Genomic DNA, 221 nt, shown 5'->3' with positions numbered 1-221 from the left:
CCCGCGTGCCGAGCAGCGTGATGGCCGTGATGCCGGCGACGTACGCGAACGCGGTCGAGACGACGCCGACCGTGACGAGCGGCGCCCACCAGGGGGCGCGCATGCCGAAGAAGGCGACCTCGCCGAAGCTCGCGTGCATCGGGAGGATCCCGACGAGGCCCGCGAGGCCGAGCGCCAGCGCGCCCACGACGAAGCCCGACCAGGCGAGCGCCACCGGCGGG

1 pseudogene is annotated in these 221 nt (G+C 75.6%); it reads right to left on the bottom strand.

The window, feature by feature from the left end:
- Positions 1 to 221 (bottom strand): annotated as a pseudogene (locus FJ658_RS16370) (EamA/RhaT family transporter); the annotation flags it as partial.

This window comes from Schumannella sp. 10F1B-5-1, from assembly GCF_006517535.1.
In the GTDB taxonomy this organism is placed as follows: Bacteria; Actinomycetota; Actinomycetes; order Actinomycetales; family Microbacteriaceae; genus Schumannella.
This window is presented reverse-complemented; position numbering and strand designations above follow the sequence as displayed.